The organism is Tepidicaulis marinus (genome assembly GCF_000739695.1).
In the GTDB taxonomy this organism is placed as follows: domain Bacteria; phylum Pseudomonadota; class Alphaproteobacteria; order Parvibaculales; family Parvibaculaceae; genus Tepidicaulis; species Tepidicaulis marinus.
Map to the genome: position 1 here is coordinate 393,081 of NZ_BBIO01000001.1, position 26,948 is coordinate 420,028.

22 protein-coding genes are annotated in these 26,948 nt (G+C 61.6%); 14 read left to right on the forward strand and 8 right to left on the reverse strand.

The features are described 5' to 3' along the window. Positions 1–2: 2 nt before the first annotated feature. The gene (locus tag M2A_RS01985) at positions 3–1,085 is read right to left on the reverse strand and encodes a saccharopine dehydrogenase family protein (protein WP_045442139.1); all 1,083 of its coding nucleotides are present in this window, start codon (positions 1,083–1,085) and stop codon (positions 3–5) included. Between the two features lie 137 nt (positions 1,086–1,222). On the opposite strand from M2A_RS01985, the gene M2A_RS01990 reads away from it, so the two are divergent. The 3 genes from M2A_RS01990 (at position 1,223) to M2A_RS02000 (ending at position 5,268) form a co-directional block, all read left to right on the forward strand. Next, on the forward strand, positions 1,223–1,894 hold the full coding sequence (locus tag M2A_RS01990) for a TetR/AcrR family transcriptional regulator (protein WP_045442142.1): 672 nt from the start codon (positions 1,223–1,225) through the stop codon (positions 1,892–1,894). 129 nt (positions 1,895–2,023) lie between these two features. After that, a complete protein-coding gene (locus tag M2A_RS01995) occupies positions 2,024–4,111 on the forward strand; it encodes a TonB-dependent receptor (protein WP_052379129.1) in 2,088 nt (695 codons plus the stop codon). An 83-nt stretch (positions 4,112–4,194) separates the two neighbouring features. Next, positions 4,195–5,268 (forward strand): PepSY-associated TM helix domain-containing protein, encoded by a 1,074-nt coding sequence (locus tag M2A_RS02000; protein ID WP_045442145.1) that lies wholly within the window; start codon positions 4,195–4,197, stop codon positions 5,266–5,268. A gap of 2 nt (positions 5,269–5,270) precedes the next feature. Here the strand turns inward: M2A_RS02000 and M2A_RS02005 are convergent, their stop codons facing one another. Continuing rightward, positions 5,271–6,275: an ABC transporter ATP-binding protein gene (locus M2A_RS02005; protein WP_081875310.1), complete on the reverse strand. Its 1,005-nt coding sequence runs from the start codon at positions 6,273–6,275 to the stop codon at positions 5,271–5,273. A gap of 206 nt (positions 6,276–6,481) precedes the next feature. On the opposite strand from M2A_RS02005, the gene polA reads away from it, so the two are divergent. Together polA and M2A_RS02015 are read left to right on the forward strand one after the other, a co-directional pair. Next, a complete protein-coding gene (polA, locus tag M2A_RS02010) occupies positions 6,482–9,406 on the forward strand; it encodes a DNA polymerase I (protein ID WP_081875311.1) in 2,925 nt (974 codons plus the stop codon). 46 nt (positions 9,407–9,452) lie between these two features. Continuing rightward, complete coding sequence (locus tag M2A_RS02015) at positions 9,453–11,312, forward strand: cation:proton antiporter (RefSeq protein WP_045442148.1); 1,860 nt, start codon at positions 9,453–9,455, stop codon at positions 11,310–11,312. A 62-nt stretch (positions 11,313–11,374) separates the two neighbouring features. Here the strand turns inward: M2A_RS02015 and M2A_RS02020 are convergent, their stop codons facing one another. Next, positions 11,375–12,151: a glutathione S-transferase family protein gene (locus M2A_RS02020; RefSeq protein WP_045442150.1), complete on the reverse strand. Its 777-nt coding sequence runs from the start codon at positions 12,149–12,151 to the stop codon at positions 11,375–11,377. A gap of 104 nt (positions 12,152–12,255) precedes the next feature. On the opposite strand from M2A_RS02020, the gene M2A_RS02025 reads away from it, so the two are divergent. Continuing rightward, positions 12,256–12,957 (forward strand): helix-turn-helix transcriptional regulator, encoded by a 702-nt coding sequence (locus M2A_RS02025; RefSeq protein ID WP_045442152.1) that lies wholly within the window; start codon positions 12,256–12,258, stop codon positions 12,955–12,957. Here M2A_RS02025 and M2A_RS02030 read toward each other — a convergent pair whose 3' ends face one another. From M2A_RS02030 to M2A_RS02040, 3 genes are all read right to left on the reverse strand, one after another. Next, complete coding sequence (locus M2A_RS02030) at positions 12,958–13,341, reverse strand: nuclear transport factor 2 family protein (RefSeq protein ID WP_052379130.1); 384 nt, start codon at positions 13,339–13,341, stop codon at positions 12,958–12,960. 136 nt (positions 13,342–13,477) lie between these two features. After that, positions 13,478–15,055, reverse strand: coding sequence for a phosphoenolpyruvate carboxykinase (locus M2A_RS02035; protein ID WP_439645639.1), 1,578 nt, complete (start codon positions 15,053–15,055; stop codon positions 13,478–13,480). Positions 15,056–15,542: 487 nt separating this feature from the next. Further along, positions 15,543–16,334 carry a HugZ family pyridoxamine 5'-phosphate oxidase gene (locus M2A_RS02040; RefSeq protein ID WP_045442156.1) on the reverse strand — a complete coding sequence of 264 codons (792 nt, stop codon included), beginning with the start codon at positions 16,332–16,334 and terminating at the stop codon, positions 15,543–15,545. Positions 16,335–16,456: 122 nt separating this feature from the next. On the opposite strand from M2A_RS02040, the gene M2A_RS02045 reads away from it, so the two are divergent. Then, positions 16,457–17,887: an MATE family efflux transporter gene (locus tag M2A_RS02045; RefSeq protein ID WP_045442158.1), complete on the forward strand. Its 1,431-nt coding sequence runs from the start codon at positions 16,457–16,459 to the stop codon at positions 17,885–17,887. A 6-nt stretch (positions 17,888–17,893) separates the two neighbouring features. Here M2A_RS02045 and M2A_RS02050 read toward each other — a convergent pair whose 3' ends face one another. Then, on the reverse strand, positions 17,894–18,484 hold the full coding sequence (locus tag M2A_RS02050) for a TetR/AcrR family transcriptional regulator (protein WP_045442160.1): 591 nt from the start codon (positions 18,482–18,484) through the stop codon (positions 17,894–17,896). A gap of 284 nt (positions 18,485–18,768) precedes the next feature. Between M2A_RS02050 and M2A_RS02055 the strand changes: the two genes are divergently transcribed. Next, complete coding sequence (locus M2A_RS02055; protein WP_045442161.1) at positions 18,769–19,230, forward strand: YHS domain-containing (seleno)protein; 462 nt, start codon at positions 18,769–18,771, stop codon at positions 19,228–19,230. A gap of 99 nt (positions 19,231–19,329) precedes the next feature. On the opposite strand, the gene M2A_RS02060 is transcribed toward M2A_RS02055, so the two are convergent. After that, the gene (locus tag M2A_RS02060) at positions 19,330–20,802 is read right to left on the reverse strand and encodes a M20 family peptidase (protein ID WP_045442163.1); all 1,473 of its coding nucleotides are present in this window, start codon (positions 20,800–20,802) and stop codon (positions 19,330–19,332) included. Between the two features lie 349 nt (positions 20,803–21,151). Here M2A_RS02060 and M2A_RS02065 point away from each other — a divergent pair, with 349 nt between their 5' ends. The 6 genes from M2A_RS02065 (at position 21,152) to ahcY (ending at position 26,594) form a co-directional block, all read left to right on the forward strand. Next, complete coding sequence (locus tag M2A_RS02065) at positions 21,152–21,856, forward strand: response regulator transcription factor (RefSeq protein WP_045442165.1); 705 nt, start codon at positions 21,152–21,154, stop codon at positions 21,854–21,856. Between the two features lie 7 nt (positions 21,857–21,863). Further along, positions 21,864–23,648, forward strand: coding sequence for a sensor histidine kinase (locus M2A_RS02070; RefSeq protein WP_045442168.1), 1,785 nt, complete (start codon positions 21,864–21,866; stop codon positions 23,646–23,648). After that, positions 23,648–24,121, forward strand: coding sequence for an HPr kinase/phosphorylase (locus tag M2A_RS02075; protein ID WP_045442172.1), 474 nt, complete (start codon positions 23,648–23,650; stop codon positions 24,119–24,121). Before M2A_RS02070 ends, M2A_RS02075 begins: the two co-directional genes overlap by 1 nt. A gap of 129 nt (positions 24,122–24,250) precedes the next feature. Further along, positions 24,251–24,658 carry a PTS sugar transporter subunit IIA gene (locus M2A_RS02080; protein WP_045442174.1) on the forward strand — a complete coding sequence of 136 codons (408 nt, stop codon included), beginning with the start codon at positions 24,251–24,253 and terminating at the stop codon, positions 24,656–24,658. A 10-nt stretch (positions 24,659–24,668) separates the two neighbouring features. After that, positions 24,669–24,944 carry an HPr family phosphocarrier protein gene (locus M2A_RS02085; protein ID WP_045442177.1) on the forward strand — a complete coding sequence of 92 codons (276 nt, stop codon included), beginning with the start codon at positions 24,669–24,671 and terminating at the stop codon, positions 24,942–24,944. 354 nt (positions 24,945–25,298) lie between these two features. Further along, positions 25,299–26,594 (forward strand): adenosylhomocysteinase, encoded by a 1,296-nt coding sequence (ahcY, locus tag M2A_RS02090; RefSeq protein ID WP_045442179.1) that lies wholly within the window; start codon positions 25,299–25,301, stop codon positions 26,592–26,594. Positions 26,595–26,948 lie beyond the last annotated feature (354 nt).

A 26,948-nucleotide genomic window follows, 5' to 3' on the forward strand; every position in this document is an offset into this window, starting at 1 on the left:
GCTTAAAATCCTTCCCGTTTGATCTCGACGCCCTCCTTGGCGAGCATTTCATGCAGCCGCTCGAAATCGGGCGCGGTCTCGGGAAAGCAGATGCCCGCCGGCAGCGCTTCTTTGCCGCCAAGGCCGAGCACCCGTTCAAGCTGCAGCAAAACCCCGAGCGCGGTCAGATGCACCTGGCCTTGCGGGTCGAGCAGGCCGAGGCGCCGTTTGACGGGCTTACCGTCCTTGCCGCTCCCTTCCGCCTCGATCACCACTTCATGGCGCGCGCCGGGGCCGGGATTGTGCACGAGGCTGCGCCGCGTTTCGCGCGGGATCAGCTTCCAGATGCGCGAGCGCAGCAAAAACATCGACAGGAAATTGTTGACCGGGCTGTCGACGGCAAGGCGCACGGTGGCGGAGGCCGCCCCGCTTGCCAGCGGCAGCGTCAGTACATCGGGCATGTTGACCCGGTAGGCCTTGGCTTTCTTGCCGCTTGGAAAGCGCAGCTTGTAAGGATCGGTCATGGGCAGCACTTCCTGCCAGGCATTCCCGAGACGCTGAATGAAGGGCGCGTCGATGCCATCAACGGCGGTGGCCGAATCCGGCCCGCCCCGGTCCTTGCCGTAAAAGAGGATCGACATGTCGAGGCGGGTAACCGCGCTCATATCCGCCGCCGTCTCCCGCGCCAGCATGGCCGGAATGCCCGCCATCCAGTTGCTGGAAAAGAGCACGGGTTTTTTGGGCGCGCGCTGCGCGGTGAAGATCATGGCCCGTATGAGCTCGTCCCCCGCCCTTGCGATTTCGATAAGGCCCGCGCCATTTGAAATCGCATAATCGAGCAGCCGGTTGGAGCTGTCGTGAACGGCGGCGATGACGGCGCTGGGCACCTCCTGCCCCGCAAGAAGCGGCTGCTTGCCCGAAAGATCGAGCGCCACGGGTGCCGCATTGCCAAGCTCTTCGGCGAGGGCACGGCCTTTTTCAGGATGCCGCCCGCCGAGCAGGATGCGGATGCCCGGGTGATAGGCGCGGATCAGCCGCGCGATGTCGCTGCCCACCACGCCGTAGCCGCCGGCAATCAGGACAGATGGTGAAAGATTTTCCGGCATGAGGCTCCTCCCTCGGAAAAAATGCTGTAAGGTGGTCAGTGACCAGTCTTGGCATAATATTGGTCATTGACCAATAAATTACAAGTGCAGCCCGTGCGTGCGCCCGCAAGGCCGCGCGCGGGGCGAACGAGGCAGAGATGGCGGAACGAAAAAGCGCAGCCAAAAGTGGCGCGGCGCTTGCCGAAAAGGACCGGGAAAGCCCCGCTTTGCGCGCGAAGCAAGGGGCCACGCGCCAGCAAAAGCGGGCGGAAACCGAAGCGCGCATTCTCGATGCCGCGCATCTTCTATTGAAGGAAGACCGGCTGGCGGCGTTCTCATTGCGCGGGCTTGCTGCCCGCCTCGACATGCGCCTCAGTCATTTGCAGCACTATTTTCCTCATGCCTCGGACCTTCTGGCGCGGCTTTTCGAGCGTTTTATCGAGCATGATTCCGGCGTCTTTCTGCAGCATTTCGAGGAAGCCTCCGGCCCGCCGGAGCAGAAACTGCAAAAGGCGCTCGCCCGGCTTCTGGAAGATGAGGCTTATCTTGATAGCTGCGATCTCTTCATGTCGGAAATGGCGGCCCTGGCCCGCGAGGATGCGCGCATCGCCCGCTCGCTGGAGCGATATTACGCCGAGTACCGCAAAGGGGCGGCGGACCTGCTCGCCCGGCTCAACGCCGATCTGCCGCCGAAAAAACGCGCGGAGCGGGCCGCCCTCGTCGTCTCGCTGATCGAAGGCGCCCTCCATTTGCGCCATCCCCTGGCTGAAGGCGGCGGGCTCAATGCCAAGGCGCTGGCCGGGGCGATTTGCGCGCTCGCCCGCATGTAAGCCTGGCTTAAGTTCCCTGCACCGCTGCGTCTTTTCCGCCCCGAAAATTTTCTCCAGATTCATATTGATAGGCATTCTCATTTTCAATAAGGTCCGGCAACTTTAACGGGCCAATTTGAGGGGATGCAAATGGTCAAGCACATGAACAAGTCCAAGGCGGCTCTCGTCGCCACCCGCGCCGGCCTTTGGGCGGCGCCCGCCGCGCTCGCTTTGACGCTCGCCGCGCTGCCGGCATTTGCGGAGCAAGAAAATGCGGGCGAGATCGTCGTCACCGCCACCCGCGCGGCAACGCCGGTTTCCGAGCTCACCCGCTCCGTCACGGTGGTGGATGAGGAAACGGTCGAGCGGGAAGCCAAGATCAACCGCAATCTCGGCGATATTCTCTCCAATACGACGCCCGGTTTTGCGACCTCTTCGGAGGCGCTGTCCAATTTCGGCCAGACCCTGCGCGGGCGCGATTTCCTGACGCTGATCGACGGGGTGCCGCAATCGACGCCGCTGCGCGGCGCCAGCCGGGACCTCAACACGATCGACCCGGATGCCATCGAGCGCATTGAAATCGTGCGCGGCGGCACCGCCGCTTACGGTTTCGGCGCGACGGGCGGTCTTGTGAATATCATCACGAAGCGGCCCGAAGACGGCGCGCTGAAAGCCAAGTCGGAAGTCGGCATCCGCTTTTCGACCGACCATCCGAGCGATTCCATGCAATATCAGACGACGCATTCGCTCTCGGGCCGCGAAGGCGAGATCGACTTCCTGGCCGCAGGCACTTTCGTCAGCCGCAACAGCATCTTCGATGGGGACGGCGACCGCATTCCCCCGGATTCGCTCGGTGTACAAGGCGGCTTTGCCGATACCGACGAATGGAACTTTCTCGGTAAGCTCGACTTCGAGCCCGACGCCAATCAGCGCTTCGAGCTTTCGGCGAACTATTTCGAGTTCCTGCAGGACACCGAATATACGTTCGGCCTCGGCAACCCGGCTGCCGGCATCAAGACGCCCGCCGTCAAGGGCAGCCCGAATGTGGAAGAGCCGGGCACCGAAAACCTGATGATCAACGGCGAATATACCCATAGTGCCGTGCTCGGCTCCGAGCTTGCCGCGCAGGTCTATTACGGTGACATCACCTCCCGCTTCGGCAAGTTCCCCGGCTTTGCGCAAACCGAAGTCCAGTCGGAAAAATGGGGCGGGCGGCTAACCATGCAAACGCCGTTCGAAGTTGCCGGCACCGATATGAAGCTGCTGTGGGGCGCCGACTATCTGCGCGATGAAACCGTGCAGGCGGGCATCGACGGGCCGACCATCGTGCCCGTCATGGAGCAGAACGCCATTGCCGGTTTCGCCGAGCTTGAAATTCCGGTGGGCGAGTGGGGCCTTGTGCGCGGCGGTGTGCGTTATGAAGACATCACCGTCGATATCGACAGCGTGACGAACCGGCCGGGCCGTTTCGTGCAGGGCGGGGAAATCTCGCTGCAGGAAGCGCTCTTCAATCTCAATGGTGTCGTCTATCTCTCCGAGCGCTCGGAACTTTATGGCGGCTTCTCGCAGGGCTTCTCCGTTGCCGATCTCGGCCGCGTCATTCGCGACAGCACGACCATCAACAATGCCAGCGAGGTTGCCTCCGAAGCTCAGCTTGTCGACAATTACGAGCTTGGCCTGCGCACCGCCAATGACTGGGCGGACGGGTCGGTCGCCGTCTTCTTCTCCGAATCGGAAAAAGGTACGACCTATTCCACGACCAATTTGAACCTCGTCAAAGCGCCTGAGGAAATCTGGGGCATCGAGGCCGCGCTCAATGTGACGCCCGCCCCGCGCTGGAAGCTCGGCGGCACCGCCACCTGGATGGACGGTCATGTCGATCTCGACAGCAACGGCTCTTACGAAGAAGATCTCGACAATACCCGCATTCCGCCGCTGAAATTGACGGCCTATGTGGATTACGAGGTAACCGAGTGGTGGAACGCCCGCCTTCAGGCCCTGCATTCAGGACACCGCGAGCCCTTCACCACAGGCGCCTATCGGGGCGACAGCGATGTCTACACGCTGGTCGATCTCTACAGCTCTTTCGATGTCGGCCCCGGCCGCCTCGAGCTTGGCGTGGATAATCTCTTCAATGAGGATTATTTCCCCGTGGTCAATGCGGCCTTCAATGTCGCTTATGCCTACAATAAAGGTCCTGGGCGCATGGCGAGCCTGACCTACTCGATCGAATGGTAAGTTCCTCGCAGGAACAGGCCTGACCGGGAGCCGGCCTTCTTTCAAAGAAGTGCCGGCTCCCTTCTGTCTTTCGGAGAATAGCCGTGCGCGCGTTTCTGGCAAAACTGCATCATTGGACCGGCATCACGGCGGGTCTCGTTCTTTTCGTGCTGGCGCTGAGCGGCAGCATTCTGGTTTTCGACGATGAGATAGACGGCGCGCTCAATCCGCATCTTTTCGCGGTGGAAGAAGGCGCGCCAAGCGATCTCGATGCAGGCCTTGCGGTGCTGAGGGAAAGCCTGCCGGATTTCCAGCTCGCCTTTATCCGGTTGCCGAGAACGCCTGAACATCCGGTCGAGTTCTGGTCTTCCGATGAGCCGCACCTTATTGCCTATGTCGATGCGGGCGCCGGCAAACTGCTCGGGATGCGCGGGGAGAAAGACGGGCTCGTCGGTTTTCTCAAAGACCTCCATATCCATCTCCTGATGGGCGAGAGTGGACATACGGCGAACGGCATTGTCGGCATCCTCGTGCTTTTCCTGCTCATCAGCGGCGCCGTGCTGGCCTGGCGCAAGGGGCGTTTTGCCCGCCTCTTCAAGCCGCGCCTGCGCGGCGTGCCGCTTGCCGCTTCCGCTTTCGATCTTCACCGGTTTACCGGCACGGTGGGCTGGGCACTTTTATTCATCAGTGCCCTGACGGGTGTGATGCTGGTCTTTTACCGAGTCACCGCTTACGCGCTGCTTTTGACGCTGGGCGGTACGCCGCCCTCCCAGCCGCCTGCCATCGAGCGGGTGGAAGGCGCGCCTTCTCTCAGCCTGGAAGAGATAAAAGACATCGCCGCGCGTGAAATGCCCGAGGCCGTGCCTACCTGGATCAGGCTGCCCGCGGATGAAAAATCGCCCGTCGTGGTGCGCTACCGCCATGAAGAAGACCCCCATCCCAATGGCACGACTTACGGCGCTTTTCACCCGCAAACCGGCAAGCTCGTCTCCTCCTATGCCTGGGAAGGCAAGGGCACGGGTATGTGGCTTTCGGACCTGAAATACCCCATCCATATCGGTGATTTCTGGGGACCGGCAGGGGCTGCCATCGTGCTGGCGACAGGGCTCGTGCCCATCGTTCTGATGGGCAGCGGGGCCTATCTCTTTTTCCGGCGGCGCGGTTTTTTCAGAAAATAGATTTACCTGCGCGACGAGGTGAGCTGCAGGAAGACGTCTTCAAGATCGGCTTCTTCCGTCGAAACATCGGCGACGCGCACGCCTGCATTGCCGATTTGGGCCAAAATGTCGCCAGCCTTCATCTCCGCCGGATTGTAACGCACCGCAAGGCGCCCATCCTCGCGCAGTTCCGCTTTGAGGGCTGCAAGCTGCGGCGGCAGCGCGCTCAAGGGCGTGTCGGGCACGATGATCAGCCGTTTTTCCTCGATCCGCGAAAGCAATTGCCCCGTCGGCTCGCAGGCCACCACTTCACCGTGATTGATGATGGCGATCTCGTCGCAAAGCGACTGGGCCTCTTCAAGATAATGTGTGGTGAGCACGATGGTCGTGCCTTTCGCGTGCAGCTCCAGCACATAATCCCAAAGCTGTTTGCGCAGCTCGATATCGACGCCTGCCGTCGGCTCGTCCAGCACCAGAATGGGCGGGTTGTGCACCATGGCCTTGGCAACGAGGAGGCGGCGGCGCATGCCCCCTGAAAGTGTGCGCGCATAAGCATCCGCCTTGTCGGCAAGGCCCATGGCGCCCAGAATTTCCATGGTCCGCCGCTCCGGGCGGGGCACGCCGTAAAGCCCGGCCTGCAGCTCCAGCGCCTCGGCGGGCGTAAAGAACGGGTCGATATGCAGCTCCTGCGGCACGACGCCAATGGCGGCGCGCGCCTGGCGCGGATTGACGTCGATATCGAAGCCCCAAAGCGAGACATTGCCGGAGGTTTTCATCACCAGCCCGGCCAAAATATTGATGAAGGTGGATTTGCCGGCCCCGTTCGGCCCCAAAAGGCCGAAAATCGAGCCGCGGGGAATGGCAAGATCGATGCCTTTCAGCGCTTCCTTGGCGGGCTGCCCGCCCGAGGCGCGGTAGACCTTTCTCAGGCCCCTGGCTTCAATGGCATTGAATTGAGCAGCGCTCGCGCCCGGCTCTGCGGGCACCGGCGTTTCAATTTCGGCATCATGCGCAACATGCGAAGCCATGCAGTCCCTCCCGGCGGCGGTGAATGGTCTTGAGAGGCAGGATCTTACATGGCTCTCTATCACCGGCCCCATATGGGGTCAATTGCACCGCCTGACAACTGCCGGGCAAAAAAGGAACTGCAGTCTTTCCCAAGCCCTGCGGAAGGTGCCATTATGCGCGCCTATCGGCGGAACGTCAGCGCGCAGGCAGGGAAAAACCGGCACTCATGTCATCCAAAAAAGAATCGAACACGGCAAAAACGAAATCGCCTGAAGTAAAAAAGCCGGATGGAAAATTGCCCGGTAAAGGCGATCACATTTTTCTGGTGGACGGGTCGGGCTATATTTTCCGCGCCTACCACGCGCTGCCACCTTTGACGCGTAAATCCGACGGGCTGCCGGTGGGCGCCGTCAGCGGTTTCTGCAACATGCTTTACAAACTCTTGCAGGACACGAAAGACGAGTTCGAGCCCACGCATCTTGCGGTGATTTTCGATCATTCCGGCAAGAGCTTCCGCAACGAGCTTTATGCCGATTATAAAGCGCACCGCCCGCCCGCGCCCGAGGATCTCGTCCCGCAATTCGCCCTTATCCGCGATGCCGTGCGCGCTTTCGATGTGCCCAGCATCGAGATGGAAGGCTTCGAGGCGGACGATCTTATTGCGACTTATGCCTGCCAGGCGGCGGCAAACGGCGCGCGCGTCACCATTGTCTCGTCCGACAAAGACCTGATGCAGCTCGTCAACGGCAATATCGACATGCTCGATACGATGAAGCTGAAAGCCATCGGTCCGGCGGAGGTCGAGGAAAAATTCGGCGTCGGGCCGGATAAGGTCGTCGATGTGCAGGCGCTGGCCGGCGATTCGGTCGATAATGTGCCGGGCGTGCCCGGTATCGGCATCAAGACGGCGGCGCTCCTTATCAATGAATATGGCGATCTCGACACGCTTCTGGAGCGGGCCGGGGAAATCAAACAGAAGAAGCGCCGGGAGAACCTGATCGAGTTTGCCGACCAGGCGCGCATCAGCCGCGATCTCGTACGCCTCAAGCAGGACGTGCCGGTGACGGTGGGTCTTGAAGAGATGGACATCAAGACACCCGATCCGGTGAAACTCATCGGCTTCTTGAAAGATATGGAATTCACCACGCTGACAAAGCGTGTCGCCTCCGAGCTTGGCGTGGAAGCGGATGAGGTGCCTGCCGCAGGCGAGCATCCGGCGGACGCCCCCGTCATTGTCGAGGCGAAAGGACCCACCGAGCGCGGCGGTGCGCCGGGCGCAGTCTCGCCCAGCGTCGAGGCGCCCATTGATCCTGATGCTTATGAAACGGTGACGGAGCCGGGCGCACTGAAAGCCTGGCTCAAGGAAGCCAAAGATCAGGGCTTCATGGCGCTCGACACCGAAACGGATTCGCTCGATGCCATGGCCGCGCGCCTTGTCGGTGTCTCCATTGCAACGCGCCCCGGCAAGGCCTGTTACATTCCCTTGCAGCATGGTTCGGGCGAAGGGCTCGATTTCGATGGCAATGGCACGCCCGAGCAAATAAGTCTCGATGAGGCGCTCGGCCTCCTCAAACCCGTTCTGGAAGACCCGGCGGTTTTGAAAATCGGGCAGAACCTGAAATATGATCTCCAGGTTCTGAAACGCCATGGCATCGATGTCGCGCCCATCGACGATACGATGCTCATGTCCTATGCGCTGGATGCCGGGCTCCACGGCCATGGCATGGACGAGCTTTCCAAGCTCCATCTCGGCCATGAGCCCATTCCTTTTAAAGAGATCGCGGGCAGCGGCAAATCCCAGATTACCTTCGATCAAGTGCCGATCCCGAAGGCGACGCGCTATGCTGCCGAAGATGCGGATGTGACGCTGCGCCTTTACATGATTCTGAAACCGCGTCTCGTCGCGGAAAAGAAAATCACCGTCTATGAAACGCTGGAGCGCCCGCTCGTCCCCGTCCTCGTGGATATGGAGCATGAGGGGGTGAAGATCGACAGGCAGGTGCTCTCGCGCCTGTCGGGTGAGTTCTCCCAGAAAATGGGCGCTTATGAAGAAGAGATTTACGAGCTGGCGGGCGAGGAATTCAATATCGGCTCGCCCAAGCAGCTCGGTGAAATTCTTTATGACAAGAAGGGCCTGTCCGGCGGGCGCAAGACGAAGACCGGCGCCTGGAGCACGGATGCCGCGGCGCTGGAAGAATTGGCCGCGCAAGGCCATGAACTGCCGCAGCGTATTCTCGACTGGCGCGGTCTTTCCAAGCTGAAAAGCACGTATACCGACGCCTTGCCCGAATATATCAACAAGGAGACGGGCCGCGTTCACACCTCTTATTCCATGGCCTCCACCACCACGGGGCGGCTTGCCTCGAGCGAGCCCAATCTGCAGAACATTCCCGTGCGCACCGAGGACGGGAGGCGCATCCGCACCGCCTTCATCGCCGAAAAGGGCATGAAGCTCATCAGCGCGGATTATAGCCAAATCGAACTGCGCCTTGTCGCGCATATTGCCGGCGTCAAGGAGCTGAAAGACGCGTTTGCGGACGGGCTCGACATTCATGCCATGACGGCGAGCGAGATTTTCAATGTGCCGATCAAAGGCATGGAGCCCTCCGTGCGCCGAAGGGCCAAGGCTATTAATTTCGGTATCATCTACGGCATCTCCGCCTTCGGTCTTGCCAATCAGCTCGGCATTTCGCGCAGCGAGGCGGGTGATTATATCGATCTTTATTTCAAGCGGTTCCCCGGCATCCGCGATTACATGGAAAGCACCAAGGAAAGCGCGCATAAGAACGGTTTCGTGGAAACGATTTTCGGGCGCAAAATTCATCTGCCCGAAATCAATTCCAAAAACGGCGCCCGCCGTTCCTTCATGGAACGCGCGGCAATCAACGCCCCCATTCAAGGTTCCGCTGCCGATATCATCCGCCGCGCCATGATCCATATGGCCGGCGCGCTCTCACGGGTGGATTTGAAAGCGCGCATGCTCTTGCAGGTGCATGACGAATTGATTTTCGAGGCGCCGGAAAAAGAAACCGAAAAGACCTGCAAGCTTGTCTGCGATGTCATGTCGAAAGCAGCCGAGCCTGCTATCGCCCTCTCGGTGCCGCTGGATGTGGAAGCGAATGCGGCGGATAATTGGGACGAGGCCCACTGATATCGCTCCTTTTCCGGGGAATGTCTAACAAGAGAAAAGGCCCTTTATGGCGCCCATCACCGATCCCACTCTTGCCATCACGCTGATCGTTGCGGGCGGCGTTTTTGCGCAATGGCTGGGCGCGCGCCTGCGCACCCCGGCCATCATGCCGCTTCTCTTCATGGGCTTCCTGCTTGGCCCGGGGCTCGGGCTTTTAAATCCCGATGCGGTTTTCGGCGATCTTCTCTTTCCGACGATTTCCATGGCCGTCGCCGTCATTCTCTTTGAAGGCGCGCTCACCTTGCGCTTTGCGGATTTGCGCGGGGCGGCAACGCCGGTCATCCGCCTCGTTACGGTGGGCGTTCTTGTCACCGTGCTCATTCTGGGCTGGGCGGTGCATGAAATTTTTGCCTTTCCCTGGCCCCTCGCGCTGCTCTTCGGGGCGATCGGTGCGGTTTCGGGCCCCACCGTCGTCATGCCGCTTTTGCGCACCATTAGGCCGAACGATAAGGTGGCGCAGGTGCTGCGCTGGGAAGCGATCCTGATCGATCCCGTCGGCGCCGTGCTTGCCGTTGTGCTTTTCGAGGCGATCGTTGCCGCCGGCGCCATGACGGAGGGAAGCGCCGTCCTCGCCTTCCTCGAAGTTTTTGCCATTGGCGGGACGGTGGGCGCCGTCTTCGGCTTTGCCTTCGGCTGGGCGCTGCGCCGTCATGCCATTCCTGACTATCTGATCAATGTTTCCACGCTCGGCCTTGTGCTGCTTGCCTTCACGCTTGCCAATACACTCGGTCATGAAGGCGGGCTTGTCGCCGTCACGGTCATGGGCATCGTGCTCGGCAATCTGCCGGGCCTGCGTACGGGTGAGCTGATCGACTTTAAAGAAAGTCTTTCGGTCCTTCTCATCTCCGCGCTTTTCATCGTGCTTGCCGCGCGGGTGGATTTCGGCGGCATGATGGAAATCGCGGGCGGCCTTGCCCTTCTCATGGCGATCATTCTGTTCATCGCCCGCCCGCTCAATGTGCTTGTCTCCACCATCGGCACGGAGACGAGCTGGCGCGAGCGGGCGCTTTTATCCTGGATCGCGCCGCGCGGCATTGTCGCTGCCGCGATTTCCGCGATCTTCGCCGTGCGATTGCAGGAAGCAGGGGTGGAAGGGGCTGAGCTCCTCGTGCCGCTCACGCTCGTCATGATCATGGTTACCGTCATTCTGCAAAGCCTGACGGCGCGTCCCGTTGCCGAATTGCTGAAAGTCGCCGAGCCCGCCGCGCGCGGTGTTCTGATCGTCGGCGCTAATCCCTTTGCCCTGGCGCTGGCCGAAGTCCTGCATGAGCGGGGCGTGCGCGTGCTTGTCGCCGACACGTCCTGGAGCCAGACGCGAGCTGCGCGCATGAAGGGCCTTTCCACTTTCTTCGGTAATCCGGTCTCCGAATATGCCGACCGCGAACTTGATCTGGTGGGCGTGGGCTCGCTTCTCGCGCTCTCCCGCCAGCCCGCGCTCAATGCGCTTGCCTGCATGCGCTATCGCCATGAATTCGGCTCGGCCAATGTTTTTTCCGTGCGCCATGACCCGGCAACTTTCGAGAAGGGCGCCGATCCGCTGCCGCTGGAACTGCGCGGCCATCTCCTTTTCAAGCCGGAACTGACGCTGGAGCGGGCGCAAGAATTGCTGCGCGCGGGCTATAAGGTGCGCCTCACCCGCCTGACGGAAGAATTCGGTTTCGAGGCGCTTTCGGAACAGATCGGCGGCACCGATAATATGCTTCTTGCCATCGACAAGGACGGGCTCGTCAAACCCTTCTCCGAGGAAACGCGCCTGCGCGCCGGGGCGGACTGGCGCATCGTCTATCTCGAAAAAGTCTCGGAAGAAAAAAAGATCGAGAAAAAGAAAGAAGAAAAAGCCCAGCGCGAGGCGAAGAAGAAAGATTAGCGCCGGAAAAATAGATGAGCCGCCGCGCCGGAGGGGGCTCAGCCCCGGCGCAGCGGCGAGACTTAAGCTGCCTTTTGCAATGCAGGCGCTTGGATCGTGAAAAGCTCCAGCATCCGGTCCGTATAGGCGATGAGATTGTCATGGGTCCGCATCGCATCGATGAGCGGGCTTTTGATCTGCGGAATGCCTATAATATTGACGAGAATGCCAAAGGCACTCGCATCGGCAAGGGAGGGGCGCTCGCCGAAAAGATAAGGCTTATCGCCGAGCTCGGCGGCGAGCGCGGCAAGATCCTCTGCGCCGAAGGCATAGATTTCCTCCCGCGTATGCCGGCCGAGCCCGTGATGGTGGAGCGCCGTCTTCATCTGTTTCAGCACCGCGCGGTAAACGAAAAAGCGGATCGGGGCGGGCACATCGCCGAAGAAAATCTCCTTTTCCAGCCACTCGTTTTCCTTCTCGCACCAGCGCGTATAAACGATCGCCCAGTAAAGCCGCTCTTCGAGCATGCGCTGCAAGGCGTGGGAGCGGGCCCGCTCCAGCGGCGTTAAGTGCCAGTCGAGATCGACGCCCCGCCGCGCCTTCAGCCATTTCATGATCAAGGTGGAATCGCCCACCTTCTCCCCGTCCGCCACGATGAAGGGCAGCTTGCCTTTCGGCGCCTTGGCGGGGTTCGGCATGTCGCGCCGCTCATAGCCGATACCGGCAAGGCGCAAAGCCGTTTCCAGCTTGACGACAAAGGCGCTGGGGTCGGGCACGCCCGGCACCTTGCTGGAAAAGCCGTAAAGCTCGATTTTCGGGGCTTTGTTACCCGTGCTTGGCGTCTTGATAATGTTGCTCATTGCGTCTCTCCATTTCGCGCATCTGCCGTGCTGGCGGAATGGACTAGCTTTAGCCCGCGCCTCCTGACACCCTGCTGTCAGGAGCCCTGTGGCAGGATCTTTTCATGAGACGCGCCGACCGGTTGTTCGACATTGTGGAATATATGCGCCGCCACCGCCGGGTGGTGACGGCGGATGAGCTTGCCGGCAAGATGGAAGTCTCGGTGCGCACGATTTACCGCGACATTGCCGATCTGCAGGCAAGCCGCGTGCCCATCGAAGGGGAGGCGGGGATCGGCTATCTCCTGCGCCCGGGCTACGACCTGCCGCCGCTCATGTTCACCGAGGACGAAGCCGAAGCGCTGGCGCTCGGCGCGCGCATCGTTGCAAGCTGGGCGGATGAGGAGCTTGCAGAAAGCGCCCGCGCGGTGCTTGCCAAATTGCGCGCCGTCCTGCCGCCGCCTTTGCAAAAGCAGATGGACGCGTTCGGCGTCATGGCACCGCCCGATCATTACCGCGCTGAAATCGTCGTGGACCTTGCCGCGATCCGCAAGGCGGTGCGCCGGCGCGCCAAGATCCGTTTCGGCTATGTGAACGCCAAAGGCGAGCAGAGCGAGCGCACCGTCTGGCCGCTCTCGCTTGCCTTTTACGGCCATGTCTGGATCGTGCCGGCCTGGTGCGAAAAGCGCGAGGCCTTCCGCGTTTTCAGGGCCGACCGGATGCGCGATCTCGTGCTGCCCGGCGTGCGCTATCCCAAAGTGCCGGGCCGCGATCTCGACGCCTATCTTTTGGAGCAGGGTATTTCCCCGCAGGACCGGCTGGAGTGATCAGGACGCGCCCTGCACATAGGTGTTCATGTCGAAATAATCGCGCCAGACTTTGATCTTGCCGCCTTTCATTTCGAAAATGCCCAGACAGGGAAAATCGATGCTCTTGCCGCTTTTCAGGTGAATATGATCGACGCGCTCGGCAATCACCGTCTCACCTTCGGCAACGAGCGAGAGCACGTCCCAGTTCGTCGCCTTCCAATCGTTGATGAAGCCTGCAACGAAGGCTTTCACCGTCTCCCGTCCGCTCACCGGGTCGATCGGCATATTGTGATAGGTGCCGTCCTCGGTGAAAAACGCGGCGATCTCTTCGGCATCGAGCCGCGTCCAGGCATTGATGAAGTTCAGCACGGTTTGCGCGTTCTGGCTTTTATTGTCGCTCATGGCGTCCTCCCTTTTTCAAAAGCCTAACACTCCTGCTCCCGGCAAGCGAGACGGACGGGGAGGCGGCTGCCCAAAAGAAAAGCCGCGCTCTTTTAAAAGCGCGGCTTTGTTCTCGCGGCCCTGAAGGGCGAAGGTGTTACTGCGCGGCCCGTGCAGGGGCCGGCGCTGCGTCGCGCACTTCCGGGTCGACATAGGATTCGAACTTGCGGAAGTTCTCGATGAACATCGAGACGAGCTTGGCGGCCTGCGTGTCGTAAGCGGCTTTGTCGGCCCAGGTTTCGCGCGGGTTCAGGATCGTCATGTCGACGCCCGGCACGGAGGTCGGCACCTGGAAACCGAAGAACGGATCGAAGCGGAAGTCGACATTGGCGAGCGAGCCGTCGAGAGCTGCGGAAAGCAGCGCGCGGGTTTCGCGGATCGGCATGCGCTGGCCCGTGCCGTATGCGCCGCCCGTCCAGCCGGTGTTTACCAGCCAGCAGTCCACATTGTGCTCGGCGATGAGATCGCGCAGCAGGTTGCCGTATTCGGAAGGATGGCGGGCCATGAAAGGCGCGCCGAAGCAGGTCGAGAACGTGGCTTCCGGCTCCGTCACGCCTTTTTCCGTGCCGGCCACTTTCGCCGTGTAACCGGAGAGGAAGTGATACATGGCCTGGGACGGCGTCATCTTGGCGATGGGCGGCAGCACACCGAAGGCATCCGCCGTCAGCATGATGATGTTTTTCGGGTGCCCGGCGCGGCCCGTTTCGCTGGCATTCGGAATGAAGGACAGCGGATAGGCGCCGCGGGTGTTCTCAGTCAGCGAATTGTCGTTGAAGTCGAGTTCGCGGGTCTGCGGGTCCATCACGACGTTTTCAAGCACGGTGCCGAAGCGCTGCGTCGTCGCGTAGATTTCCGGCTCCGCTTCCGCCGACAGGTTGATCATCTTGGCATAGCAGCCGCCTTCGAAGTTGAAGACGCCGTTTTCCGACCAGCCATGCTCGTCGTCGCCCACCAGCGTGCGCTTGGGGTCGGCCGAGAGCGTGGTCTTGCCGGTGCCCGACAGGCCGAAGAAGATGGCCGAGTCGTCTTTCTCACCCACATTGATCGAGCAGTGCATCGGCATGACGCGCTTTTCGGGCAGCTCGTAATTGAGCATGGAGAAGACGGATTTCTTCGTTTCACCGGCATAGGAGGTGCCGCCGATCAGCACGATGCGCTTGGTGAAGTTGCAGGCGATCACGGTTTCGGTGCGGCAGCCATGGCGGGCCTTGTCGGCGCGGAAGCTGGGCAGGTTGATGATCGTGAATTTCGGATCGAATTCGGGAAGCTCTTCCGGCTTGGGTTCGATAAGCAGGTTCTGAATGAAGAGCGAATGCCAGGCAAGTTCGGTGAAGACGCGGGTCGGCAGGCGGTGAGTGGGGTCGGCGCCGCCGAAAAGGTCCTGAACGAAAAGTTCTTTGCCCTCGGCATGTTTCAGCATGTCCTGGTGGAGCGTGTCGAACTGCTCGGGCGTGATCGATTTGGAATTGTCCCACCAGACGGTGTTTTCGGTCTTCTCGTCGCGGACGATGAATTTGTCCTGGGCGGAGCGGCCGGTGTGCTCGCCGGTGCGGACCACCATCGCGCCTTGCGCGGACAGTTCGGCTTCCTCGCGCCGGATGGCTTCTTCGTAAAGCTTGGCGGGCCGGTAATTCCAATGCACCGCTTCAAGATTGGTGAAGCCCTGTTTGTCCACACCGTTTTTGCTGATGTACAGCCCAGTCTGTTTCACGCCCACTCTCCTCGTGTCTCGCCAATCTGTCACGTATGGGTGAGGGATGAACCGGAGCCGACACCCAGTCTTCGGGAGGGGTTGAAACCGCCAATCGCCAAGACGTGACGTACCAATAATCTAAAGAGGCGGGAGACCCCGCCCGTTCAACTCAAAACATGTTCCCAGCAAAGAAGGGGCCGTGCGGCCGACGCGGCTCCGAACCCCTGCTCCAACTTTGGCTATATGGTGCCAGGCTGCCTCGCCCGGCATCTCCCGCCAAGTGCGCGTCACCATAGTGTCGCGCCCCCCGCTGCGCAACTGGATTCGGACGGGGGAAGGGGTGAAATTGCCGCACCTTTCCAGCCCTTTTGCCGCCTTGGTAAACGGGGCGTGCCGGCCGGAAAGAAGCCGGGTAAAAAGAGCACAAAAGAGGAACCGGAAAAGGCCTCCAAGCCCCTTCGGCGGCCCGTTAAGCCTTGGCGCGGGCTTCCTTGACCAGCGCCACCAGCATCTGGCGGGCTTCGGTGGGCGTGAAGACCGGGGCGGGGAAGTCGAGCCTTGCGAAATGCCGGCCCTTGCCCGTGGGAGTGCCGTCCCCTGGCACTTCGGTATCGAGCACGAGATCCGCCCCTTCCGGGTCGATGCCGCTCATCCGCCAGGCTCCCTCTTGCCGCCCGAGAAGTTTCACCGCGTAAAGGGCGATGGCGTCGGCGTGGTCCTCGTTCATATGGGCGCTGATGCCCTCCGCCCCCTCCACCAGCGCCTCGGCCCCCTCGAGCGGGAAGGTAAGATCGGCGGCGGAAAGATTGCCGATCCGCCCGAAACCTTCCACGATCCGCCCGCCTGAAGGGCGCAGCGCGTAATAGGAAAAATCGAGCGCTGTGTCATAGTCCCGCGTTTCCGGATGCAGCGCGGTAAAGCGGGCCTTGGCGCGGGCCGCCTCCTCGCCTTCCAGCTTTTCCGCCCGCCCCTGGACGCTCACCCGGGCAAGGTTCATGCGCTCGGCCCCTTCCGCTCCCGGTGTCTCGAAGAGAAGGCTGATCTCGGGGTTCGCCTCGATATGGCGGGTATGGGCGGCAAGGCGCGAGATGAGCAAGAGCGGCGCGGCGTCCATCAGGCAGGCGGTCTGCGCCAGGCTGACGAAAGGCGCGCCGTTTTTGGCTTCCTGCGTCGCCAGCGGCACGAAGCGCCCGGCACGGATGAGCTGGCGCGCCGTCACGGCAAGGGCGGATTTTTCGGGTTTTTTCTGGGCGAGTGTCATGGCCTGCTTATATACTGGAAAGCTGTGCCAGACCAGATTGCCGCTTGAGTTTAAAGGCAGGCTTCGGCGCTAGCCGCATCTTCATGCGTTCCCATATTTGTTGAATGAAGAAAGGCCAGGCGATGGCACGCCCCCTCGATCCCGTTTCCGCGCCCGCAGCGCCTGCGTCTGTCTGGCCGCTCGATTCCTTCGCCCTTCACATCAAGCGCACGCTGACGCTTGCCTTCCCCGTGGTGCTGGCGCGCGCGGGCATGGTCGGCATTTTCACCGCCGACACGATCATGGTCGGCCATTACGGGGCGGGCGAGCTGGCCTTTCTTGCGCTCGGCATCGCCATTCAGTCGGTCTTCCTTTTGATGTCGATCGGGCTTTTGCAGGGCACGATGATCCTGGCGAGCCAGGCTTACGGGGCGAGCGATTTCCGCGCGGCGGGCGCGGCCTGGCGCGCCGGGCTTTATCACGCTGTCCTGCTCGGAATTGTTTTTGGCATCATTTGCGCGCTCGGCGAGCCGCTGCTTCTGGCCATCGGCCAGAGCCCAGAGCTTGCGGCGGGCGGCGGCGGGGTCTCGCTCGCCTTCGGCCTCTCCATGCCGGGGCTTCTGATTTACATCTGCTCCAGCTATTTCCTGGAATCGATCCAGCGCCCGCGTGTCGGCATGTACATCATGGCGGCGGCCAATCTGCTCAATATCGCGCTCAACGGCTTTTTCATTTACGGGCTGGCCGGTTGGAGCGAGCCGATGGGCGCGGTGGGCGCGGCCGTCGCCACGGCCTTAACGCGCTGGTTCTTTGCCGCCGCGATCCTCGCTTACATCTTCTCCATGGTCTGGCGGGAGGGGGAAGATCCGTTCGGCCTGCGCGTCAAGCTGTTGCGCTGGTGGGCGGAGGCGCGCCGTCTCGGCGCCTCGACGGGCAGGCGCCTTCGCGCACAAGGCACCGGCATGGCGGTGATGATGGCGCTCGATGCCGCCGCCTTCCAGACGCTCATTTTGATGGCGGGCTATCTCGGGGAAAAAGAACTTGCCGCCTATCATGTCGTCGTCAATGCCATGATCCTTGTGCTGATGATGGCGATCGGCTGTTCCTCGGCCACCTCCGTGCGGGTGGGCAATGCCATCGGCCGGGACGATGCGCCCAATATGCGCCGTGCGGGCTGGGTCGGCATCGGGCTCGGGGCCTGTTTCGTGCTGCCTTTCGCGCTTCTCGCGCTCATTCTGCCGGGCGGCGTCGCCGCGCTTTATACGTCGGACCCTGCGGTAATCGAGATCGCCCGCACGACCTTCCTCGTCGCCGGGATCGTGCTCGTCGTCGACGGGGCGGTGGCGACCACCATCGGCGCCTTGCGCGGGGCAGGCGATGTCTGGCCCACCATGATCCGTTTCATCGGTTCCTTCTGGCTGGTGGGTGTCCCCACCGGCTATGTCATGGCGTTTGAAATGGGCTTCGGCGCGCCCGGTCTTTTGATGGGCCTTGGCTCGGCTATCTATATCGCCTTTGCGCTGCTTATTTTCCGCTTCCGCAAAGTCGCGCATATGCCACTGAAGCGGGTGTAAGGCGCTTCAAGCCGGGGAAAAATGCTCGCTGATCAATGCCTGCGCCGCACGCTTGGCGGTGCGCGCGGCATGGGAGGAGCCGGAGACCTGCGCCGTCACCGTCGCCCCTTCGAAGAGCAGCGCCAGCTCGTCCGCCAGCGCTTCGGGCTCGTCCGCGCCCGCCTCCCGGCAGAGCTTTAGAATGAAGGCCCGCATCATGTTTTTGAAATCCTGGCAGGCGGAGCGGATGGGCGGGCTTGCCTGGGCATATTCGCCCACCGCGTTGATGAAGATGCAGCCGTAAAAACCCGGCTCCTCGAACCAGTTCTCCGCCGCATCGAAAAGCCCGGTCAGACGGCTGCGCGCATCGCGCCCGTTCTTTTCCACATTGCGCATGAAATGATTGCGGAAGGCGCTGTCATGCACACGCAGCACCGCCAGGATCAGTTCTTCCTTGGAGCGGAAATGGCTGTAGAGCGTCTTCTTCGAAACCCCGGCTTCCAGAATGATCTTGTCGATCCCGGTCGCGTGAAAGCCGTCCCGGGCGAAAAGCCGCCCGGCGGTCTGGATGAGGTGGTCGCGGCGCGAGGCGGCGGGAAGGTCGGAAGCACGGGTCATCGGGTACGGGCCACTGGCCGCCAAGCGGCGGATAAAAGGGTAAACAGAGCTGTTTCCATATTTGGCCGCTTTTTACACGGATGCAAGGTGGAACGGAAGGGGATTTGCCTCACGCTCATGTGAAAATGCGTGTGCCAGTCGTGGTTTTGAAAATCGGCCCCCGGTCATTACTTCTTGGAGCAAGGAAACAGATCTGTTTCCCCATGGGTTGCAGGCAGCGTGCCGCCTCGATCACGCAGACCCGGCCTCGCAAGCCCTAACCACGCAAGCCAAGGAGTAAGGCAATGCAGATTTTGAAATCCTTCATGGGCGCTCTGTTCGCCGTGATGTTCGTCATGGGCGCCGCAGGCGTTGCCCGTGCTGACGTTGCTCACATGACTGTGGGTGCCGGCGGCTATGACCTCGTTTCCTACCAGACCAACACGAAGCCCCTGCGCGGCAGCGGCGACTTCGCTCTCGAGCATGACGGCGTGAGCTACCTCTTCGCTTCCGACGCCAACCGCGAAGCGTTCAAAGCCAACCCGGAAAAGTATCTGCCCGCTTATGGCGGCTACTGCGCTTACGGCGTGTCGGTCGGCAAGAAGTTCTACGGCGACCCGGAAGTGTGGCGCGTCGTTGACGGTACGCTCTACCTGAACCTGAACACGAAAGTGCAGGATCTGTGGCTGGAAGACGTTGCCGGCAAGGTTTCCCAGGCGAACACGTACTGGAAAGAAATCAAAGACAAGCCGGCAAGCGAACTCTAAGCCGCTGGCTTGCGCATCGGTTTGTCCATTTCCCGGTGCTCATCAAGCGCCCGGCCCTTTTTAAAGGGGCCGGGCGTTTTCTTTGAGGAGAGGCGGGCTTTACTGCGCGCCCGATGTCGCATCCTCGATCAGGCCGGCATAAAAGCGCACGGCCTTTTCCATATTCTCCACGGTGATGCGCTCGTTCGTGCCGTGGAAACGGGCGGTATCCCCCGGCCCCAGCACGATGGGGATGAAGCGGTAGATATTGTCCGACACCTCCCCGTAATGGCGCGAATCCGTGCCGCCCACCACCAGATTGGGCGCGACGGCGGCCCCCGGGAATGCGCCGAGCACATGGCGCTCCAGAAGCGTGTAGCCTTCCGAATCCGTCGGTGAGACGGTTGAGGGCAGACGCCCCGGATTGGAAATTTCCACCGTCACCGTCGGATCGTCGATCGCCTCGGTCACATGGTCCACCACATCGTCGAAATCATTACGCGGATGGATGCGGAAATTGACGATGCCCGTCGCACTGGTGGGCAGCACGTTTTCCTTCAGCCCCGCCCGCAGCATGGTGGGCGCAATGGTGGTGCGCAGCTGCGCGTCCGAAGTGGGGCTGGCGCTCATCAGGTTTTCGATCACCGGCCCGAAAAGCCAGCGATTGGCGAAGACCATGCGCTGCAGGAAAGGCGCGTGGGGGGCAAGCGCGTCGATCATCTGCGCCGCCGGTCCTTCGATCCCGCCTTCGAAAGGTTTTTTCTGCAAACGGTCGATGGCTTTGGCAAGCGTGCCCACCGCCGTCTCGCGCGGCGGCATGGACGAGTGCCCGCCTTGCGCATGGGCGGTCAGCGTCAGCGAGATATAGCCTTTCTCGGCAATCCCGATCAGCGCCACCTTGCCCTCGATGCCGGGCATCAGATTGTCGGCGACGATGCCGCCTTCATCGGCAACGAAATGGAGGCGGATGCCGCGCTCTTTCAAGAGCTGGCCGATCACCTGATTGCCCTGCGGGCCGCCCACTTCCTCATCATGGCCGAAGGCGAACATGATCGTGCGTTTGGGTTTCAGCCCTTGCGCGGCCAGCATCTCGGCCGCCTCGACCATGGCGATGAGCGAGCCTTTATTGTCGATCGTACCGCGGCCCCAGATGAACCCGTCCGCGACGGTGCCGGAAAAAGGCGGATGCTCCCAGGAGCCTTCCGAGCCCGGGATCACCGGCACCACGTCGATATGCGACATGAGAAGGACGGGGTCGAGGCTTTCATCGCTCCCCTTCCAGGTGAAAAGCAGGCTGTAATCGCTGACGATCTCGCGCTGTGCCGCGTTATGGAAGGCGGGATAAGTCGCCTCAAGCCAGTCGCGGAATTTGACGAATTCTTCCCCCTTGCTCTGCGAGGGGATCTGATGGGAAATGGTCTTGAACTGGATTGCCTCGCCCAGGCGGCGCGCCGCCGCTTCTGCGTCAATGGCGATATCGCTTTCCAAGGCCGCCTCAGGGCTTTCCGGCGCCGCCACCATGAAGGTGCGCACCAGCACGATGGCGGCAAGCACCAGCACCAGGGCGCCCAGCCCTGCCAATATCTTTTTCATTCTTTCAACTCCCAGCCTGTTTACCGGCTCGCCCGGCGCTTTGTGAGGCAGTCTGCGCGATCCCGGTTCAAAGTCAAACCACCGGGCCGAGCGGCCGTCCCCGCCCCCCGCTCTCCAATCCACCCTCCAATCCTCCCGGCCGCCGGGAAGCATTGGCAGACATGGCGCGGGCCCGGCCAAGCCTTTATACTCCTGGCGCGGCGGGGCGGGGATAAAGCGGTGATCCTGCCCCGCCTCATGCCACAATTTGGGCCAAAACGCCGCTTAAGCGGTGCAAGGCTTTGAAAATGCCGGGAAACAAACCGGCGTCTGGCCAGCTTGAACCATGCTGGATGGGAAGGGGATTTGAATGGCGACGATTGCGCTGGTGGATGACGACCGCAACATTCTGGCTTCGGTCAGCATCGCGCTCGAGGCGGAGGGCTTCCACGTCCAGACCTATACGGACGGCGCTTCGGCTCTTGCCGGCCTGCAGGCGACGCCGCCGGATATTGCCGTCTTCGACATCAAGATGCCGCGAATGGACGGGCTGGAGCTTTTGCGCCGCCTGCGCCAGAAATCCGAACTGCCGGTCATTTTCCTCACTTCCAAGGATGACGAGATCGATGAATTGTTCGGCCTGAAAATGGGCGCGGACGATTACATCAAGAAGCCTTTTTCCCAGCGCCTTCTGGTGGAGCGGGTGAAGGCGATCCTGCGCCGCTCGGGCGCGGTGAAAGGCGGGCCGGAAGGCGAGGCCCAGCCCTCGGGCGGCATGCTGGAACGCGGCAAGCTCGTCATGGACCCGGACCGGCATACCTGCACCTGGAACGGCCAGGACGTGACGCTGACCGTGACGGAGTTTCTGATCCTGCAGGCGCTCGCCCAGCGCCCCGGCTATGTGAAAAGCCGCGACCAGCTCATGGATGCGGCCTATGATGATCAGGTCTATGTCGATGACCGCACCATCGACAGCCACATCAAGCGGCTGCGCAAGAAGTTCAAGCAAGCCGATGACGATTTCGACGCCATCGAAACGCTTTATGGCGTGGGCTACAAGTTCAAGGAAAGCTGAGGCCTGAATGAGCTATGCGGCCCGGCAGGAGGAAGAGCCTCAGGGTAAGAGCCGGCAGGACGCGGCGGAGGAGGCATCCTCCCGCCCGCTGAGCGCGGCAGGCCGCCTTTGGAGCACGCTCTCCGCCGCCTTCCGCCGCTTTCTTCTGCAATCGCGCTTTGCCAGCCTGACAAGGCGCATCGTCGTCTTCAATCTCGTTGCGCTTTGCCTTCTGGGCGCGGGCATTCTTTATCTCAACCAGTTCCGCCAGGGCCTCATCGATGCGCGCAAACAGTCGCTGATGACCCAGGCGCAGATCATCGCGGGCGCCATCGGAGAGACGGCGACGGCGAGCCCGCTTGCCGAAACCGTCGATCCTTTGGAACAGATCGAGCGGCGCGGCAAATGGGTGAACCCGGATGAATATTTCGAAGAGCGCGACATCGCCATCATCGCCGAGGAAGCCGCGCCCATCCTGCGCCGCCTCGTGCTGCCGACCCAGACCCGCGCGCGCCTTTACGACCGCGACGGCTGGTTGATCCTCGATTCCCGCCAGCTCACCGATGCGGGCCAAATCATCCTCTTCGAATTGCCGCCGCCCGACGGAGGCGATGAGCGCGGGCTCTTCACGCGGATTTTCGACACGGTGCGCGGCTGGCTGCCGGGCCGCGACCTGCCGCGCTACCGCGAGGCGGGCAGTCAGAACGGCTATATCTACGATGAAGTGGCGCTGGCGCTGACCGGCACCGCCGCCACGATGGAGCGGATTTCGGATAGGGGCGAGCTCATCGTCTCCGTCGCCGTGCCCGTGCAGCGTTTCCGCGCGGTGCTCGGCACGCTGATGCTTTCGACCGAAGGCGGCGACATCGACGCCATCGTGCGCGCCGAGCGCCTTGCCATCGTCCAGGTCTTTCTCGTGGCGCTGGCCGTTTCCATTCTTCTCTCCGTCGTGCTCGCGGGCACGATCGCAGAGCCGGTGCGCCGCCTTGCCGAGGCGGCAGAGCGCGTGCGCCGGGGCAAGACGGGCCGCGTCGAGATCCCCGATTTCACCGAGCGGCGCGATGAGATCGGCGAGCTTTCCGGTTCCTTGCGCGATATGACCAAAGCGCTTTACGACCGCATCGATGGAATTGAAAGTTTTGCCGCCGATGTCGCCCATGAGCTGAAAAACCCGCTCACCTCCATCCGCTCGGCCATCGAAACGCTCGACATCGCCAAGACGCCGGAGCAGCGCGCCCGGCTGATGGATATTATCCAGCACGATATCCGCCGCATCGACCGGCTGATCTCCGACATTTCCGATGCCTCCCGCCTCGATGCCGAGCTCTCGCGCCAGGAACTGGAAGATGTGCGCCTCGACGTGCTGGCCGAAACCGTGATCGATCTTTTCAACGAGACGGGGGCAGGCGGCGCCAAAGTGGTTCAATTCGAAAAGCCGGTGGGCGCGCGCGCCGACACCGCCTATAGCGTCACCGGCGTTGCCGACAGGCTCGGCCAGGTGCTGCGCAATCTCATCGACAACGCGCTCTCCTTCACGCCGGAAGGCGGGCAGGTGCATGTGCGCGTCTCGCGCGAGGAGGACCGTGTGCGCTTGACGGTGGAGGATGAAGGGCCGGGCGTCCAGCCATCGAGCCTTGAGAAAATCTTCGAGCGCTTCCATTCCGACCGCCCCGGCGCTTTCGGCCGCCATTCCGGCCTCGGCCTTTCCATCTCCAAACAGATCGTCGAGGCCCATAACGGGCGCATCTGGGCGGAGAACCGGGAAGAGAAGGGCGCGCGCTTCACCGTCGAATTGCCAGCGGCGGAAGAGTGATGCCGGAAACCTCTCATCAGACATTGCACGGCACGGCCATTGCCTGGAACGGTGAGGCGGTGCTTTTGAGCGGGCCCCCCGGCGCGGGCAAGTCCGATCTTGCCTGGCGCATTCTGGAAAATGACCCGGCCGCCCGCCTTGTGGGTGATGACCGGCTCGAATGGCAGGTGAAAGAAGGCGCGCTCTGGCTTTCGGCGCCCGGGACGCTGGCCGGGCTCATCGAAATCCGCGGTCTCGGCATCCTCACGCTGCCTTATGCGCCGAAAGCACGGCTGCGCCTTCTCATCGAGCTTGTCTCCCGCGCCGAGGTGCCGCGCCTGCCCCTTCCTGCCTTTCGCGAAGTGGAAAGCGTGCCCGTACCGCTGCTGCGCCTTCACGCCTTCGATGCCTCCGCGCCCGCCAAAGTGGCGCTCGCGCTGGCCTCTATCGGTCTTTCCGGCTTTCCGGGGCCGGGTGCGCGGCTTTCCCGTTAAGCCTCCTCACGGATTTCTGTCTTTTGCGCGCGAGTTCTCCTTGTCATGCGGCCCGTAATGGTTGCACGATAGCCGCCACTTTCGGGGGAGCCTTTGCATTTGATGCGCGGCGCGGATATTAGGTCTTAGATGATCGGATTAGTTCTTGTAACGCATGGCCAATTGGCCAGCCAGTTTGTCGCCGCGACGGAGCATGTCGTCGGACCCCAGCAGAATGTAACGGCCATCTGCATCGGCCCGGACGATGACATGGAGCAGCGCCGCAAGGACATTCTGGATGCGGTGGCCGCCGCCGATACCGGCGACGGGGTGATCCTCCTCACCGACATGTTCGGCGGCACGCCTTCCAATCTCGCCATTTCCATCATGGACAAGGCGCATGTGGAGGTGATCGCGGGCATCAACCTGCCCATGCTGATCAAGCTCGCCAGCGTGCGCGACAGCCTCTCCCTTGCCGAAGCGGTGGATCAGGCGCAGGAATCGGGCCGCAAATACATCTCCATCGCCTCCAAGGTGCTGGCCGGCGAAACCTCCTGACCTTGAAGTGATGGCCGTGCTTTCCAAAGAAGTCGAAATCGTGAACACGCGCGGGCTGCATGCGCGCGCCTCGGCCAAATTCGTCCAGACGGCGGAATGGTACGACGCCAAGGTGCGCGTCTCGCGCGACGGGCAGACCGTGGGCGGCACCTCCATCATGGGCCTGATGATGCTTGCCGCCGCCAAGGGCTGCACCATCACCATCGAGGTGGAAGGCCGCCAGGCCGAAGAGGCGCTGGAAGCCTTAAGCACCCTCGTCGCCGGCCGCTTCGGCGAAGAAGACTGAGCGTTTCCTTTTCTTAGCTTTCGGGTGTCGCCCCGCGACTTGATCGCGGGGCCCACTCTCCTGTCTGTCCGGAATAGGGCCGGAACAGGCAGAGATGAGAGATGCCGCGCGGCGGCAGGCAACCGCAGGCTCTCCTATGTCTGGGAAAGCCAATGGGTCCCGCGATCAAGTCGCGGGACGACACAGGGATGGCCGCTTGGAGGGGAAATCGTAGAAAGACATAAAGATTTCTTTATATCTGCTTGCGCCCGCCCCGCGCCCTTGCTATGAAAGCGCTCTCAGTTCAAATGCGGGGCCTTTGCCGGTTCCGCGCTGCCGGGGCCTGCCCCGCTGAATAAGCCTAAGGAGCCAAGGATGAGTGAATTCACCGATTGCAAGGTCGCGGACATGTCGCTTGCAGACTGGGGCCGCAAGGAAATTGCGATCGCGGAAACCGAGATGCCGGGTCTGATGGCGCTGCGCCGGGAGTTCGGCAAGGAAAAGCCGCTGAAAGGCGCGCGCATCGCCGGCTGCCTGCATATGACCATTCAGACCGCCGTGCTGATGGAAACGCTGGTCGAACTCGGCGCCACGCTGCGCTGGTCTTCCTGCAACATCTTCTCCACCCAGGACCACGCCGCCGCCGCCATGGCCGCCGTGAAAATCCCCACCTTCGCCTGGAAGGGCGAGACGGAAGAAGAGTTTTGGTGGTGCATCGAGCAGACCATCGAAGGCCCGGACGGCTGGCGCCCCAACATCATTCTGGACGATGGCGGCGACCTCACCCAGATCATGCATGACAAGTACCCTGAGCTTTTGGACGACGTGGTCGGCATTTCCGAGGAAACCACGACGGGCGTGCTGCGCCTTTACGAAATGGCGAAAGCCGGCACGCTCAAAGTGCCCGCCATCAACGTCAATGACAGCGTGACGAAGTCGAAGTTCGACAATCTCTACGGCTGCCGCGAAAGCCTGGTGGACGGCGTCAAGCGCGCCACCGACGTGATGATCGCGGGCAAGGTCGCGGTGATCTGCGGCTATGGCGATGTGGGCAAGGGCTCGGCCGAATCCATGCGCAGCCAGGGCGCCCGCGTGGTGGTGACGGAGATCGACCCGATCTGCGCGCTGCAGGCGGCGATGGAAGGCTATGAAGTGGCGACCATGGATGAAGTGGCCCCTCATGGCGACATCTTCGTCACCTGCACGGGCAACAAGGACATCATCACGGTCGAGCATATGCGCCAGATGAAGGACCGGGCGATCGTCGGCAATATCGGCCATTTCGACAGTGAAATTCAGGTCGCCGCGCTGAAGAACTACACCTGGCACAACGTCAAGCCGCAGGTGGACGAGATCGAGTTCCCGGACGGCAAGCGCATCATCCTGCTCGCCGAAGGGCGCCTGCTTAACCTCGGCTGCGCGACGGGCCACCCCAGCTTCGTGATGAGCGCTTCTTTCACGAACCAGGTGCTGGCGCAGATCGAGCTTTGGCAGAACCACAAGAATTACGACAACAAGGTCTATGTGCTGCCCAAGCACCTGGACGAAAAGGTGGCCGCGCTTCACTTGCCCAAACTCGGCGTGCGCCTCACTCAGCTTACGGAAGATCAGGCCAAATATATCGGCGTCCCCCAGGACGGCCCCTTCAAGCCGGATCACTACCGCTACTAAGCACGGTACCCGGGCGCCGCGACGCCCCGCTCAAAGCCCGGCCCCAGCGGCCGGGCTTTTTTGTTTTTTGGGGCTGCTCAAACTCTATTCTAGCCCACCACTGTCAGATATATCTTGATCCTTTTTGAGTTCGGTGGGCGATCGTTTGGGGGCTGGAATGCCAAGGATTGTGCGGATGTTTTGTTGATGCTGGGCTAACCCCTAGTCTTCGCCAGTATCGGTAGCACTGATGTGATCTTGAATCTCCCCAATTATAGTTTCGTCTTTGATGTTTTCTATGGCGCTCCGAAGGCGGCTTTCATTTTCTTCTAGAAAGCGAACCGACATGTCGTCACCATTTATCGCCACCTCGAT

Excerpts from the sequence above, each read along its gene's own strand:
- M2A_RS01985 (WP_045442139.1), bottom strand. The coding sequence starts at position 1,085 with ATGCCGGAAAATCTTTCACCATCTGTCCTGATTGCCGGCGGCTACGGC.
- M2A_RS01990 (WP_045442142.1), top strand. The coding sequence starts at position 1,223 with ATGGCGGAACGAAAAAGCGCAGCCAAAAGTGGCGCGGCGCTTGCCGAA.
- M2A_RS01995 (WP_052379129.1), top strand. The coding sequence starts at position 2,024 with ATGGTCAAGCACATGAACAAGTCCAAGGCGGCTCTCGTCGCCACCCGC.
- M2A_RS02005 (WP_081875310.1), bottom strand. The coding sequence starts at position 6,275 with ATGGCTTCGCATGTTGCGCATGATGCCGAAATTGAAACGCCGGTGCCC.
- polA (WP_081875311.1), top strand. The coding sequence starts at position 6,482 with ATGTCATCCAAAAAAGAATCGAACACGGCAAAAACGAAATCGCCTGAA.
- M2A_RS02015 (WP_045442148.1), top strand. The coding sequence starts at position 9,453 with ATGGCGCCCATCACCGATCCCACTCTTGCCATCACGCTGATCGTTGCG.
- M2A_RS02020 (WP_045442150.1), bottom strand. The coding sequence starts at position 12,151 with ATGAGCAACATTATCAAGACGCCAAGCACGGGTAACAAAGCCCCGAAA.
- M2A_RS02025 (WP_045442152.1), top strand. The coding sequence starts at position 12,256 with ATGAGACGCGCCGACCGGTTGTTCGACATTGTGGAATATATGCGCCGC.
- M2A_RS02030 (WP_052379130.1), bottom strand. The coding sequence starts at position 13,341 with ATGAGCGACAATAAAAGCCAGAACGCGCAAACCGTGCTGAACTTCATC.
- M2A_RS02040 (WP_045442156.1), bottom strand. The coding sequence starts at position 16,334 with ATGACACTCGCCCAGAAAAAACCCGAAAAATCCGCCCTTGCCGTGACG.
- M2A_RS02045 (WP_045442158.1), top strand. The coding sequence starts at position 16,457 with ATGGCACGCCCCCTCGATCCCGTTTCCGCGCCCGCAGCGCCTGCGTCT.
- M2A_RS02050 (WP_045442160.1), bottom strand. The coding sequence starts at position 18,484 with ATGACCCGTGCTTCCGACCTTCCCGCCGCCTCGCGCCGCGACCACCTC.
- M2A_RS02055 (WP_045442161.1), top strand. The coding sequence starts at position 18,769 with ATGCAGATTTTGAAATCCTTCATGGGCGCTCTGTTCGCCGTGATGTTC.
- M2A_RS02060 (WP_045442163.1), bottom strand. The coding sequence starts at position 20,802 with ATGAAAAAGATATTGGCAGGGCTGGGCGCCCTGGTGCTGGTGCTTGCC.
- M2A_RS02065 (WP_045442165.1), top strand. The coding sequence starts at position 21,152 with ATGGCGACGATTGCGCTGGTGGATGACGACCGCAACATTCTGGCTTCG.
- M2A_RS02070 (WP_045442168.1), top strand. The coding sequence starts at position 21,864 with ATGAGCTATGCGGCCCGGCAGGAGGAAGAGCCTCAGGGTAAGAGCCGG.
- M2A_RS02075 (WP_045442172.1), top strand. The coding sequence starts at position 23,648 with ATGCCGGAAACCTCTCATCAGACATTGCACGGCACGGCCATTGCCTGG.
- M2A_RS02080 (WP_045442174.1), top strand. The coding sequence starts at position 24,251 with ATGATCGGATTAGTTCTTGTAACGCATGGCCAATTGGCCAGCCAGTTT.
- M2A_RS02085 (WP_045442177.1), top strand. The coding sequence starts at position 24,669 with ATGGCCGTGCTTTCCAAAGAAGTCGAAATCGTGAACACGCGCGGGCTG.
- ahcY (WP_045442179.1), top strand. The coding sequence starts at position 25,299 with ATGAGTGAATTCACCGATTGCAAGGTCGCGGACATGTCGCTTGCAGAC.